Origin of the sequence: Streptomyces sp. NPDC101151 (assembly GCF_044768335.1) — a bacterium.
Classification (GTDB): Bacteria; Actinomycetota; Actinomycetes; order Streptomycetales; family Streptomycetaceae; genus Streptomyces.
Genome location: NZ_JBIWPP010000009.1, coordinates 311,792 through 324,979, shown reverse-complemented (window position 1 = coordinate 324,979; position 13,188 = coordinate 311,792). Strand labels below are relative to the sequence as shown.

General features: G+C 70.0%; 10 protein-coding genes. 4 read left to right on the top strand and 6 right to left on the bottom strand.

The genetic code is table 11. From position 1 onward, the window contains the following. Positions 1–486: 486 nt before the first annotated feature. From ACIRU3_RS20070 to ACIRU3_RS20060, 3 genes are all read left to right on the top strand, one after another. Positions 487–678 carry a GYD domain-containing protein gene (locus tag ACIRU3_RS20070; RefSeq protein ID WP_404057902.1) on the top strand — a complete coding sequence of 64 codons (192 nt, stop codon included), beginning with the start codon at positions 487–489 and terminating at the stop codon, positions 676–678. 458 nt (positions 679–1,136) lie between these two features. Further along, positions 1,137–1,610: a carboxymuconolactone decarboxylase family protein gene (locus ACIRU3_RS20065; protein ID WP_404057900.1), complete on the top strand. Its 474-nt coding sequence runs from the start codon at positions 1,137–1,139 to the stop codon at positions 1,608–1,610. Between the two features lie 157 nt (positions 1,611–1,767). Beyond that, on the top strand, positions 1,768–2,691 hold the full coding sequence (locus ACIRU3_RS20060; RefSeq protein WP_404057898.1) for an RNA polymerase sigma-70 factor: 924 nt from the start codon (positions 1,768–1,770) through the stop codon (positions 2,689–2,691). A 171-nt stretch (positions 2,692–2,862) separates the two neighbouring features. Here the strand turns inward: ACIRU3_RS20060 and ACIRU3_RS20055 are convergent, their stop codons facing one another. Continuing rightward, positions 2,863–3,438, bottom strand: coding sequence for an RBBP9/YdeN family alpha/beta hydrolase (locus ACIRU3_RS20055; protein WP_404057896.1), 576 nt, complete (start codon positions 3,436–3,438; stop codon positions 2,863–2,865). Positions 3,439–3,531: 93 nt separating this feature from the next. Between ACIRU3_RS20055 and ACIRU3_RS20050 the strand changes: the two genes are divergently transcribed. Beyond that, positions 3,532–3,975, top strand: coding sequence for an Lrp/AsnC family transcriptional regulator (locus ACIRU3_RS20050; RefSeq protein ID WP_404057894.1), 444 nt, complete (start codon positions 3,532–3,534; stop codon positions 3,973–3,975). Positions 3,976–4,236: 261 nt separating this feature from the next. Here ACIRU3_RS20050 and ACIRU3_RS20045 read toward each other — a convergent pair whose 3' ends face one another. From ACIRU3_RS20045 to ACIRU3_RS20025, 5 genes are all read right to left on the bottom strand, one after another. Next, entirely contained in the window at positions 4,237–5,331 is a 1,095-nt protein-coding gene (locus tag ACIRU3_RS20045; protein WP_404057892.1) for an ornithine cyclodeaminase family protein, read from the bottom strand. A gap of 169 nt (positions 5,332–5,500) precedes the next feature. Beyond that, on the bottom strand, positions 5,501–7,408 hold the full coding sequence (locus ACIRU3_RS20040; protein ID WP_404057890.1) for a S9 family peptidase: 1,908 nt from the start codon (positions 7,406–7,408) through the stop codon (positions 5,501–5,503). Next, a complete protein-coding gene (locus ACIRU3_RS20035; RefSeq protein WP_404057934.1) occupies positions 7,398–7,580 on the bottom strand; it encodes an MbtH family protein in 183 nt (60 codons plus the stop codon). The genes ACIRU3_RS20040 and ACIRU3_RS20035 overlap by 11 nt, the downstream gene beginning before the upstream one ends. A gap of 16 nt (positions 7,581–7,596) precedes the next feature. Next, positions 7,597–10,800, bottom strand: a complete 3,204-nt coding sequence (locus tag ACIRU3_RS20030) for an amino acid adenylation domain-containing protein (protein WP_404057889.1) — start codon at positions 10,798–10,800, stop codon at positions 7,597–7,599. Beyond that, positions 10,797–13,184, bottom strand: a complete 2,388-nt coding sequence (locus tag ACIRU3_RS20025) for a type I polyketide synthase (RefSeq protein WP_404057887.1) — start codon at positions 13,182–13,184, stop codon at positions 10,797–10,799. The genes ACIRU3_RS20030 and ACIRU3_RS20025 overlap by 4 nt, the downstream gene beginning before the upstream one ends. Between the last annotated feature and the right edge of the window lie 4 nt (positions 13,185–13,188).

Sequence of the window (13,188 nt, the reverse complement as noted above, 5' to 3'; positions counted from 1 at the left end):
GGTGACAGCCCACACCCCGTACCGCCACAACTAATCCCGGCGGCCGTTGAACACCACCCCACCGGGGGTGCCGGAGGTGGGGCCCCCCCCCCCCCCCCCACCACCCTGCCGACTTGCCCGGCCCCAGCGACACCCGGTGCCCAAATGCACGGGCCATCACACACCGCCTCGGCCACACAGCCTCCGGCCATGCTTCCCCATGACCGTTCCTGCGCGCAGGTCCCTGGCGATGGACGGCACGCTCGGCAGGCGAGCACGCTCCAACGGGTGAATCCGGACGTTCGGTCAGTGGCGGCCCATGAGACAGCGGGAAACCCATTCTGCATACCGGTCATTCAATGGGCAGGGAGCGCCCCCATGCCGAAGTTCCTCATCCAAGCCACCTACACCCCCGACGGCACCAAGGGTCTGCTCAAGGAAGGCGCGAACGGCCGCCGCGCTGCCGTCGACCAGGTCGTCACCGGCCTCGGCTGAAAGGTCGAGGCCATGTACTTCGCCTTCGGGGAGGACGACATCGTGCTCATCGTCGACTTCCCGGACCCGGTCTCCATGGCCGCCGTCAGCCTCACCGTCAAGGCCAGCGGCGCCCTCCAGACCCGGGCCACACCTCTCCTCACCCTCGACGAGATCGACGAGGCCGCCCGTCGGCAGGTGGCCTTCCGCGCCCCCGGCCTGTAAGCCAGCCCTGGCAGCCCGGGCGAGGCTGAGGGCGGTCAGGACCGTCGGACCACGTGCTGCTCGTGACCAATAGCCGGCAGACCAACCTGACGCTGCGGCAACTGACTGCAGCAAACGTGGCGTCAGTCGGGCCGGCGCCGTCGGTGGCGGACCGGGCATCGACGGCGTCAGGCCGAAACGCGCGCTCCAGGCGTGGCACCGACGTGGCGTCAGTCGGGCCGGCGCCGTCGGTGGCGGACCGGGCATCGACGGCGTCAGGCCGAAGCGCGCGCTCCAGGCGCGGCACCGCCTGCGCGCCGCTTGCACACGGACCCGGCGCTGAGTGTCGACGGGGAGTCCTTCGTCGGCGGACGTGCGCAGACGTCCGGGAGACCCAGGTCACATTCGTCCATGTCACAGGGTGTCGGGCTGCCCCGTCTCAGGGTGTGTAGCCACCGACAACCGCGAAGGAGCACACCATGGACGCGCGACTGAACTACTTCGGCAGCCCCACCGCCGGCAAGGCCCTCAAGTACTTCATGTCGGCGGGCAAGGCGCTCAAGGACTTCCCACTGCCGACCGCCACGCAGGAGCTGGTGTCGCTTCGCGTGAGCCAGATCAACGGCTGCGCCGTCTGCATCGACATGCACACCAAGGAGGCCGCCGCAGCCGGCGAGACCCCGCTGCGACTGAACCTCGTCGCGGCATGGCGGGAGGCCACGGTCTTCACCGAGGCCGAGCGCGCCGCGCTGGAGCTGGCGGAGGAGGGAACCCGGATCGCGGATGCGGCAGACCGGGTCAGCGACGCGGTGTGGGCGCAGGCCGCCAAGCACTACGACGACGAACAGCTCGCTGCCCTGGTGATCCTGGTCTCCTTCATGAACGCGGTAAACCGACTGAACGTCATCACCCAGCAGCCGGCCGGCAACTACGAGGCCGGGCAGTTCCACTGAACCGCCATCGGCGACCGGCACAGGGCCCGGCTGCGGACCCCGGGCCCCGGACTCGGGGGGCGTTACTCTGGCCTGCCGATGGTCCGGATGATCATTAGAAGTGCCCGTGCCGGCGCGTACGGCCGGGTGGGCGGGCTTCCAGGGGGAGGGATCCGGAGTGAGCAAGGTCGAGGAGTTCGAGCGGCTGCGGCCGCTGCTGATTTCGATCGCCTATCGCATTCTGGGCAGTGTGGGTGAGGCCGAGGACGCGGTGCAGGAGACGTGGCTTCGCTTTGACGGCTCGTCGACCCGGCCCACGTCGACCAAGGCTTTCCTGTCGGCCGCGGTGACGCGGATCTCGATCGATGTGCTGCGCTCTGCGCGGGTGCGGCGCGAGGAGTATGTGGGCCCGTGGCTTCCCGAGCCGCTGCTGAGCGATCCGTTTCAGGGTCCGGCTCGCTCGGTGGAGCTGGCCGACTCGGTGTCGATGGCGGCGCTCCTGTTGCTTGAACGGCTCAGCCCGCTGGAGCGGGCCGTGTTTGTGCTGCGCGAGGTGTTCGGCTTCGGGTTCGACGAAGTCGCCGCGGCGGTGGGGCGGTCGGAAGCGGCCTGCCGGCAGCTGCTGGTGCGGGCGCGGCGGCACATGGAGGCCGGCCGACCGCGGTTCGAAGCGGACCGCAAGGAACGGCAGGAGCTGGCGACGCGGTTCTTCGACGCGTTGAGGAACGGCGACGTGGGCGGGCTGCAGGATCTGCTGGCTGCCGATGTGCAGCTGGTCGGAGACGGGGGCGGCAAGGCCCCGCAGCTGGCCCGGGCCGTCATCGGCGCCGAGCACGTGGCCCGGCTGCTTGCTTCCGTCATCCCCCAGATGGCCCGCATCGACGTGACGTTCGAGCCGCATGAGATCAACGGCCAGCCGGGAGCGATCTTCCTCGACCGGGACGGCAAGGTGCTCCACACCCTGACGCTCGATGTTCTCGACGGGCAGATCCAGACGGTCCGTACGGTCATCAACCCGGACAAGCTCCGGCACGTGGGACCGGTCGCGGACGCCTGGGCCATCGCCCGTGCGATGAAGCAGGCCCGTCGGCAGCCGAACTGACCTCGAGAAGGGGTCCAGGCCGGCTCGGTCACCGGCAGCTCATGTCGGCGGCCGCCCGATGGCCGGTTCGCCTGTCCGGGAAGGCTGGGGTTGTCAGGGCGAGGCTTCCGGTCAGGGAGGTTCTTCATCTGTCTCCGCGCCCGCCCGGCCGTCTCAGTCGTCTCGGTCCTCTCAGTCGTCGACGAGCGTGTGCAGGAGTGCCAGACCGGCCGGCCAGTCACCGAGGCCACTGCCGGAGTTGACGTGCCCGTGGCCGCCGATGGGATGCCATTGCGACTGCCACCCGGACGCCAGCGAGGCGGATGTCGTCGGGGCGCAGTAGGGGTCGTTGTCGCTGGTGACCACCAGGCTTCGACACGGCAAAGGGCGAGCGGACAGGCCCAGGAACGTTGCCGCGGCCTCTCTCGGGAACACCGGCCCCTGCGGATCGGGCGGCGCGACCAGGAATGCCGTAACCCCGTGGGCCTGCGCCCGGCCCAACCACTGCGCGGCTGCCCAGCAGCCCAGGCTATGAGCCACCAACGCCACCTGGCCGTCACGCCGGGAAGCGATCTCGTAGGCCGCCTGAACTGCGGCGACCCAGTCCTCCAGGTCCGGCGTGGCCCACGAGGCCGGGGTGATCCGGACCGCCGAGGCTCCCCACTTGTTCGCCCACCAGCTCTGCCAGTGCTGCTCATCAGAACCGTCGATCCCGGGGATGATGACGTACGCGACCATCGCCAGCCGCCCTTCCCATCGTGGTCCCACGCTCCGTGGGCACCTCCAGGGGGCGATTCTCGATGGATCAGCGGCCAGGACCAGGCTCAGCAAGTGATGTCAAAGAAAGTGGGTGCCACAACGATGGAATCACTCGACGAGATCGACCGGGCCATCCTGGACCTGCTCCAGACCGACGGCCGGCTCACCGGAGCCGAGGTCGGTCGCCGAGTGGGACTGTCCCAACCAGCGGCGAGCGCCCGCATCCAACGCCTGGAAAGGAGCCGGATCATCACCGGCTACCGCGCCGTCGTCGCGCCGGCGGCAGTAGGACTGAACATTCATGCCGTCATCCGGCTGCGGACCACGCACGCGCAGTTGTCCCAGGCGCTCACCCTGGCCGCCCGGACTCCCGAAGTCGTCTCGACCCTCCGGGTGACCGGCGAGGACTGTCTGCTGTTCGACGTGCACTGTCCCCACGCCGCACGCCTCGAACAGGTCGTGGACTCCCTCGCCCGCTACGGACCGGTCACCACGTCCCTCGTCCTGCGCAGCTACCCGCCCAAGTCGCTGCCCACCGCACCGTAGGCAAGGCCAGGTCTCAACTGCTCGGCCAGGCACCGACGAGTGAGTGCACAGAAGGCAACCGGTGCTCCGGTGAGGCGGCATCCAGCAGGAGGCGGAGCGCCCGGCCCAGGGAGAACACTGTGGTGCGGACATCGATCACCGCCCCGCGAGTGAACTCCTCTGGCGCCATGCAGCGCGTTGCCCCGCAGCCGTTCGGGAAGCGTCATCAGCCAGCACACGAGCAGGACGGCGACGCGCGGGGCTCTCACCCGGGCAGGCAAGCTAACTTGCAGCCAACGATCCTGTCGGTGCCGTGACGACCGTGGGCGTGGCCGGTGCCGGTGCCTGGTCGTACGGGTTGAGCGCATCGCCCGAGACCGATTCGAGGCGAATCTTCTGCCCCACGCCGAAGCGCTGGGCGAAATGGTGGAAGACATCGAAGGCGACATGGTCCTCGAGAGCGAATCCCGTGGAATCGAAGACTGTCCGGGAGAACCTTCTCGACTCGGCCGTGGACGGTTCGGCACAGATCCGCGGAAGTCCCGGTCCGATGTCTTCGAGAGCGAGCTGCTGACATTCTCCTTCCCTTTTTGCCTGTTCCAGGTGGTCGGGGCAGACGAACGCGTCCTTGAGCACCGCCGCCGGAATCTCCACCTTGCCGGGGAGATCGGCACCGATGGCATTGATGTGCACGTGCGGTTTGAGGCCCTCTCCGGTCAGGACAGGACCCTCACCGACATCGACCGAGGTCGCGGTGCAGATCACGTCCGCCTGGGACTCGATCTCCTCCAGGGAAGCAACGCGGACGTCGAGTCCGAGGAACTTCACTCGTCGAGGCAGGGACCTGCTGTGCTCCTCGTCGATGTCGTGGACGAGGACCTCAGCAATGTCCAGGACGCGCGAGAGAGCGTGCAACTGCGTCACTGCCTGGGCACCGGCGCCGATCAGTCCGACGACACGGCTGTCCGGATGGGCGAACAGCCTGGTCGCCACGGCCGATGCCGCCCCCGTGCGCATCGCGGTGAGCAGGACACCATCGCTGAGCGCCACCATGTGGCCGGTCTCGTCGTCGAATCGCGCCACGGTTCCCAATATGGTGGGAAGCCCGAAGGTGTTGGGGTTCTCCGGGGCGTACGACACGGTCTTGATCGTGATTGCTGTGCCGATGTCATGGTGGGGCATCCACTCGAGCACGCCGGTGCGCCGGGTCCCCGTCAGAAAACCCTGCCGGGCGGGCGTGGCCGTCGTTCCCGACTCCGCGGCAGAGAATGCTGCCTGCAGTCCCTCGATCATTTCGTCCATGATCCGATCGCGTCCGGCCAGGTCGACGATCCGGTGGATGTCGGGCTGGCCGAGCACAAGTGTTTCCGGTGTCACGTTCCTGTTGCCTCTCTTTTCACGACTTCCGCTGGTCACGCTTCATCGTTTTCCGCACGCCGATGCAGACCGGTCTCCGTGGCACCTCGGGCTCAACGGATTCCCGTCCTGCGTGGGTCTTGTCTCTGTCACCGCACGACGAGCGGTGCGGGCCGGCTGCGCCGACGGGCTACAGCCCCAACACGTCCAGGAAGAAGCGCAGTTCGCTCTTCAATGCCTCGACGACATTCGCGCGCTTCCCGAATCCGTGCCCCTCGTCCTCGAAGAACACCGTGTCGCACCGGACGCCCTGCTCGGTCAGGCGCTTCGCCATCAGGGCGGACTGCTCGGGCGGTACGACCCTGTCCTGTCGGCCGTGCAGAAACAGCACGGGGGCGGAGATCGCGTCACACCGCTCGATGGGAGAGCGGCGCCGGTACTCCTCTTCCGCCTCGGGCCAGGGACCGACGAGGAGATCCAGTGAACGCTCCTCGAACTTGTGGGTGTTGTCGCGCAGCAGTCGCAGATCGCAGATGCCGAAGTAGCTGACGCCCGCCGCGAAGACGTCCGACGCCGCGAGCGTCGCGAGCACCGTGTATCCGCCCGCGCTGCCGCCGCGTACGACCATGCGGTTCTCATCGACCTTGCCGAGTGCGGCCAGTTGCTGCGCGGCGGCGATGCAGTCCTGGACGTCGGCCACGCCCCAGTTGCCCTCCAGGGCGGCGCGGTAGGAGCGGCCCCAGCCGGAGCTCCCACGGTAGTTGAGTTCGAAGACGGCGAAGCCGCGGCTGGTCCAGTACTGGATGCCGGGTCTGTACTCGGGCAGGACCTGTGTGGTGGGGCCACCGTGGCAGACCAGGATGAGCGGGGGCAGCGAACCGGCCGGACCCGTGTGTGCGGGATGCCTGGGAGCGTGGAAGAGGCCGTGGACGGTACGGCCGTCCTCCGCTGTGAGCCCGACTGGCTCCGGGGCTTGCAGCCACTGCGTGTCGAGGGCCGAGCCGGGGGTGCGCAGGACCTCGTGGCGGCATGAGACGGGATCGACGCGGATGAGCCGCTGCGGCTTGTCGGGTGCCGCCGCGATGGCGTACAGGCCGTGCTCGTTTCCGGCTATCGCGTGGAATGCGGTGTACGGCAGCCCGGCATCCCGCAGTTCGGCCGCGGGCCCCGGTTCGATGATGCCCAGTCGTTGGACGCCGTCGCGGATGGTGAGGCAGGCGATGCGGCCTCCGGAGATGAAGCAGTAGGCCGAGGGATCGAGCGTCCACTGGGGCCAGCCGAACTCCGCCCGCATCGGCATGACCGGCTCGATGCCGTCGTCGCCCAGCCGGTGGAGGTTCCACCAGCCGGTGCGGTCCGTGACGAAGTGCAGGACGCCGTCCGGGCTCCAGTCCGGCTGGAACACCGATTCGCCGCGGTCGCCCGTGATCGGTCTGGCATCCGAGACGGTGCCGTCGCCGTGGAGGCGGCCCAGCCACAGTTGGCTGCCTGTCCAGGGCATGTCCGGGTGGTTCCAGGTCAGCCAGGCGAGCATGGTTCCGTCCGGGCTCGGCCGCGGAGAGGCGTAGAAGTCGTTGCCGGAGACGAGGACGGCCGGCGGTCGGGCACCGGTGCCGTCGAGCTTGACGATCTCGTTGCGTACGCGCTGGTCGTCGTGGCTTTCCCGCACGCAGACCAGGTCGCCGCCAGTCCCCGGGACGACCCGGAGATCGGCGTGGCGGTGTGCGGTGCCTGGCCCGTCCTCGGGGGTGAGGTGGCGGTCGTGTCGTGCGTCCTTGCGGTGGACGCGCTGGTCGGCACCGTTGATGTAGTGGACGGCCCCGTCGCGCACATGAAGGGCGCCGCCGCCGTACTCGTGGACGCGTGACCGTACGTCCGTGCCGTCTGCGGTGAGGTCCGCCGTGCACCCGTCGGGTGTGCGGCGGACGGCCACCGTACGGCCGGAGTCAGGGCGCCCCTCCAGCCAGTAGACGTCCGCGCCGTCCAGTTGGAGCGCGCTCATGACGGGCATGGCCGCGCTGACCGACTCGGCCGTGACGGGGGACGGCCAGGTGCCGTAAGGAAGTGCGGCCTTGGCCGCCACCGGGCTATCCGGCATCACGTTCCATCGCCTGCCGCAGACTGAGCGGGCGCATGTCGGTCCAGATCTGGTCGATGTGGGCCAGGCACTCGCTCTTGGTACCTGTGGTGCCCTCCGTGGTCCAGCCGGCGGGCGGCTCCCGGTCCGCGAACCAGACCGAGTACTGCTCTTCGTGGTTCAGGACCACCATGAACTGCTGCTGTTCGTCATCGATCACCGGAGACCTCCTGGACACGTTCGTCAATGATCTTTGCTTGGGCTCGAATCGACGGGGCGTCGAAGAATGTGGAGATGGAGAAGTCCACCGAGAAGGACCGGCGGATGCGCGAGACGATCTGTGTAGCGCGCAGTGAGTGGCCGCCGAGGTCGAAGAAGTCGTCATCGAGTCCGATGCCGTCCCTCCTCATGACCTCGGCCCAGAGCGCTGCCAGCCGCTCCTCGGTGGGTGTCGGGCCGGCCTGAGCGGGCCCGAGGTCGGTGGGGGCGTCCTCGGCGGGGGTGGGCTGCGTGGACCCGTGGTCCACCGGCTTCGGCAGTGCCCGGCGGTCCAGCTTGCCGTTGGCCGTCAGCGGGAGCGCGTCCAGGAACATGATCCGGGACGGCAGGAGGTAGCTCGGCAGAGCGCCGGCGAGGAACTCCTCGGCCTCCTCCGCCGAGCAGGGCCGGCCCGCCGCCGGCACCGCATAGGCGGCCAGCTCCCGATCGCCGGTGTCGGTCTCGTACGCGACGACGGCGGCGTCGTGGATGGCGGGGTGGCGGCGGAGGGTGGCTTCGATCTCGCCAGGCTCGATGCGGTGACCGCGGATCTTGACCTGGTGGTCGCTACGGCCCAGGTACTGGAGGGTTCCGTCGGGATTCCAGCGGGCGAGGTCGCCGGTCCGGTAGAGACGACTGCCGGACGGACCGTAGGGATCGGGCAGGAAGTGCCGGGCCGTGGTGGCCGCCTGGCCGAGGTAGCCACGGGCGAGCCCGGGGCCGGCCAGACACAGCTCACCGGTGACACCGACGGGCACCGGCTCCAACCCCGAGTCCAGCACATACACCCGCGTGTTGCCGATCGGCCGCCCGATGGGCACCGCCGCCGTCCGTGCCGCGAGATCACGCGGGATCTCGTGGCAGCAGGCGAACGTGGTGCTTTCCGTGGGGCCGTAGCCGTTGGTGATCGACGTCTGCGGCATCCGGGCCAGCGCTCGTCGCACATGACCGACCGACAGTGCCTCGCCGCCGATCACCAGATGCCGAAGCGGTGGCCACTGCTCGGGGCCCGAGTCGACGATCGCGTTGAACAGGGCGGAGGTCAGCCACGCGGTGTCCACCCGGTGTGCCCGGATGACGGCGAACAGTTCGTCGTGGTCGGGCACGGCCTCGGGGTAGAGGACGCATGTCCCGCCGTGCGCCAGCGCGCCCCAGATCTCGAACGTCGAAGCGTCGAACGAGACTGGTGCCGCGGCGAGGATCCGCCGGTCCGGCCCGAGTTCGAGGTGGTCAAGGCCGAAGACCAGCCGGGTGACGCTGCGGTGACTGGTCATGGTGCCCTTGGGCGCACCCGTGGACCCTGAGGTGTACAGCACGTAGGCGAGGTTGTCCGGGTCCACCACGGCGTTCGGGGCGTCGCCGGAGAGCCGGTCGATCGTCGCCCCCTGCCGGTCGATCTCGATGACGGAGCGGGTGGCCGTGACGGTCTGAGGCAGCAGGCCGTGCCGGGTGATCACCACGGAGGTGTCCGAGTCGTCCAGCAGGTGCGCCAGCCGCTGCGCGGGGTAGCTCGCGTCGAGAGGAAGGTACGCGCCGCCGGCCTTGAGCACCGCCAGCAGGGCCACGATCAGCTCGGGGGTCCGGGGCAGACACACGGCGACGGGCCGGTCCGTGGTGACGCCGCGTGCCAGCAGGTGGTGGGCGAGCCGGTTGGCGGCCGCGTCCAGCTCGGCGTAGCTCAGCGTCCCGGCGGCGGAGACGACGGCGGGCGCCTCGGGTGTACGGGCCGCGTGGCCGCTCACCAGTTCGTGCAGGCACTGGGCTTCGGGAAGGTCCCGCTCGGTGCGGTTCCAGGATTCGACGACGGTCCGCCGCTCCTGTGCCGACATCATCGGGAGCCGCCCGACCGGCCCGGTGGCGTCCTCCGCCACGCTTTCCAGCAGGGTGCGGTACTGCTCGAGCCAGCGGCGGACGAGGGCCTCGGATCGGGCGCCACGGCGGTAGACCAGGTCGAGAGAGATGTCCCGACCCGTCTGTACCGCCGTGAGCGTGACGTCGAACGGCGAGCCGGGCAAGGCGTCCATCGGCACCGGCCGCGCTTCGACGCCGGAGCCGAAGTCGGCGGGCATGTTCTCGCGCTCCATGTTGAAGACCGTGGTGACCGGCCCGGAACGGCTCGGATCGCGAGGGAGTTCGAGGTCTTGCGTCAGCCGCTGGAGCGGATACGCGCCGTGTTCATGGGAGGCGAGCACCTCCGCCCGGACCTGTTCGAGCACCGTGTCGAAGCGTTGTGTCGGGTCGTAGGCCGGCTCGCGCAGGCACAGGACGTTGGCGCAGTGGGCGACCAGGTCGCGTTCCTGAGCCGAGGTCCGGTTGAGGTACGTGCTGCCGATGACCAGGTCGTCGACGCCGGAGATCCGCGAGGCGAAGACCCGGAAGGCGGCCAGCAGCGTCATGTACAGCGTCGCGGAGTAGCGCGAACTCACCCGGCGCAGGTCGTGTACGAGGGGAGCCGGCAACGGGATGCGGACCCGTGCCGCCTCCTGGTGGTCGTCGTCCTGCGGGGGCCCCTCGGTGGGCATGCGGAAGGACGGGAAGCCGTCGGCGAACCTGCCGGTCCAGTGGGCGCGGGCGGTCGCGAACTCCGGGGAGTTCTCGTACTCCGCGCCTCGCTCGCTGTGGTCCGCCAGACGCGGTGCGGGCGGGAGGGCCAGGCCGCTTCCCTCGTGGCGCGAGCGGTACAGCGAGCCGAGATCGCGCAGCAGCACGTCCCCTGCCCAGCCGTCCGCGACGATGTGGTGATGCGTGATGACCAGGTGATGCCGCTCCACGCCCAGCCGCAGGAGGTGGAAGCGCACCAGCGGCGCCCGCTCCAGGTCGAAGGCGGCCCGGCGCTCGGCGGCGTACCACTCGCGCACCATGGTGTCCTGCCGGGCGCCCGAATAGTGGGAGACATCCACCACGGGCACGTCGATCAGCAGGCCGTCATGGATCTGGACGTCGTCCACATCCGGGAAGCAGGCGCGCAACGACTCATGGCGCCGCACCAGTTCGTCGACTGCGCCGACGAGTGCCTCGGTGTCCAGCGGCCCGTCCAGCTCGATGGCGATCGGGCAGTGATAGGCGCGGGAGGCCGCACCGCCGAGCCTGCTGGCCAGCCATACCTCGCGTTGCTGGTCCGTCGCCCGCACGGTCCGCATACGGTCGGTGTTCATATCGAGGCCCGCTCCGTGTCGAGGTCCTGACGGTCAGCCAGGGAGGCAAGCTGCCGTCGCATCAGGTCGAGCTGTCCGCCGAGCATCCGCCGCAGATCCGTGCCGGTCGGCTCCGCGCTGTCGGGGCCGCCGGAGTCGAGCAGCCAGTGACGCTCACGCTCGAACGGATAGGCGGGCAGCTGGACACGACGACGGTGCTCGTCCCCGTCCACGTGGGACGGGGGGACGGCGATGCCCCCGGTCCACAGCTGGGCGAGCGCCGCGTGCAGACCGGTGCGTATCTCGTCCACGCCCCGGACGCGCAGGGGAACGGCCGTCGACGTGGCCTGTGTGTGCGAGGGCTGCGGGTCGCCGCCGATCGTCACCAGCATCCGTCCGGGAGTGTCCGCGAGCCGGCGGAGGTCGCTGTCGAAGTCCCCGTGCGCCGCCGGTGCGCCGCTCACCAGAGCCCGCACGATCTCCGCCCGGGGTGTCGCGCCGGACAGGAACGCCGCGGACCAGCCGCCCACGCCCGTGCCGATGACGGCGTCCGGCACCACGTTCCAGGACATGAGCTGCCGCGCGATCGCCGTCTGGACCGCGAACAGCAGCAGCCGGTGGTCCGCGCAGATCTCACGGCCGGTCTCGGCGCATACGAGTGCGGACAGCTCGGCCAGGTCCTCCGCGGAGTCGGGTGCCCACCGCCGTACGGCGGCCACCAGCTCCGTGTGGATGCCGTGCAGGTCCGGGTCCGCAGGAGCGTCGGCGAGGACGAACGTGACCGGCGGAGCCTCGTCCCCGGCCTGGCCACGGAGCGACCCGCCCGCCCGCAGCGCCCGTACGGCGTCGGCGGTGTCACGGCAGACCACGGCTGTACGGTGCGGCAGGGCCCGGCGGCCGACGCGCAGGGTGTACGCGACGTCCGCGAGGCGGAGGCCGGGGTTGTCCTGAAGGAAGTCCCGCATGCGGTCAACGAGCCGGTCCAGGGCGGCGGGGGTCCGCGCGGAGAGCAGCAGCAGCTCGCCTTCGTCCGCGAGGACGGCAGGCGTCGCAGCGGAAGCCCGGGCCGGCGCCTCCTCCAGGACGAGGTGGGCGTTGGTGCCTCCCATCCCGAACGAGCTCACCCCGGCCCGGCGCGGCGCCCATGGCGCACGTGGCCAGGGTGTGGGCGAGGTGACGACGGAGAACGGGGTCTCCTCGAACCCGATACGCGGGTTGGGCACCTCATGGTTCAGGCTCGGCGGAAGCAGCTCGTTCTCCAGCGCGAGGACGGTCTTGATGAGCCCGGCCACCCCCGCCGCGGCGTCTGCGTGGCCGATGTTGGTCTTCACGGAACCGAGCCCGCACCAGCCCGTGCGGTCCGTGTGGGCCCGGTACGCGGCCGTGAGCGCGGCCACCTCGATCATGTCGCCCAGCGGAGTTCCGGTGCCGTGGGCTTCGACGTAGGAGATGGTCTCCGGGTCCACGTCGGCGATCTCCAGGGCCTCCCGGACGACGGCCGTCTGCCCCTCCACTCCGGGTGCGGTGTAACCCACTCTGGCGGCGCCGTCGTTGTTGACGGCGGAGCCGAGGATGACGGCACGGACGGTGTCCCCGTCGGCCAGCGCGGCGGCGAGAGGCTTGAGGACGACGATCCCGCAGCCGCCGCTCGGGACCGACCCACTGGCGTCCCTGTCGAAGGCCCGGCAGTGCCCGTCCGTGGAACTGATGCCCTGTTCGGGCAGGTAGCCCTTGTCCTGCGGCACGCGCAGGGAGACGCCTCCGGCGAGGGCCATGTCGCACTCGCCGTTGAGCAGGCTCTGGGCGGCGAGGTGAACCGCGACCAACGAGGTGGAGCAGGCGCTCTGCACGCTCGTGGCCGGGCCCCGCAGGTCGAACCGGTAGGCGGCCGCCGTGGCCAGGAAGTCCTTGTCGTTGCCGAGTTCGAGGCGCCGGTACGGGATCCGGTCGCGCAGCGCGGGCGACGCCTGGATCTCCCTGAGGTACGCGCTGGACGCCTGCCCTGCGAAGACACCGACGGTGCCGGGATGGCGGGTGGTGTCGTAGCCCGCCGAATCCAGTGCGGCCCAGGAGCACTCCAGGAAGAGCCGCTGCTGGGGATCGAGGATGGCGGCGTCGCGCGCTGTGTACCCGAAGAGGTCGTTGTCGAACCGGTCGATGTCCGCCACGATCCCCGCGGCATCGACGGTACGGCCCTCCGCCGTACCGTTGGGCCCGTCGAAGCGGGAGATCGACTCCGTTCCGGTGCGCAGATTGGTCCAGAAGCCGTCCGCGTCGAGAGCGCCGGGGTAGCGGCACGCCAGGCCGACGATGGCGATACGCCCGTCCGCTCCGGGATCGTCGTCGGCCTCGTACGGTGTGTCTGCCTCGTACGGTGTGCCGGCCTCGTGGGATGCGGTCGTCATCCCG

Bases quoted from the DNA above. Each gene is read 5' to 3' on its own strand.
- ACIRU3_RS20035 (WP_404057934.1), bottom strand. From the start codon at position 7,580: ATGGTGGTCCTGAACCACGAAGAGCAGTACTCGGTCTGGTTCGCGGAC.
- ACIRU3_RS20030 (WP_404057889.1), bottom strand. From the start codon at position 10,800: ATGAACACCGACCGTATGCGGACCGTGCGGGCGACGGACCAGCAACGC.
- ACIRU3_RS20070 (WP_404057902.1), top strand. From the start codon at position 487: ATGTACTTCGCCTTCGGGGAGGACGACATCGTGCTCATCGTCGACTTC.
- ACIRU3_RS20040 (WP_404057890.1), bottom strand. From the start codon at position 7,408: ATGCCGGATAGCCCGGTGGCGGCCAAGGCCGCACTTCCTTACGGCACC.
- ACIRU3_RS20065 (WP_404057900.1), top strand. From the start codon at position 1,137: ATGGACGCGCGACTGAACTACTTCGGCAGCCCCACCGCCGGCAAGGCC.
- ACIRU3_RS20050 (WP_404057894.1), top strand. From the start codon at position 3,532: ATGGAATCACTCGACGAGATCGACCGGGCCATCCTGGACCTGCTCCAG.
- ACIRU3_RS20025 (WP_404057887.1), bottom strand. From the start codon at position 13,184: ATGACGACCGCATCCCACGAGGCCGGCACACCGTACGAGGCAGACACA.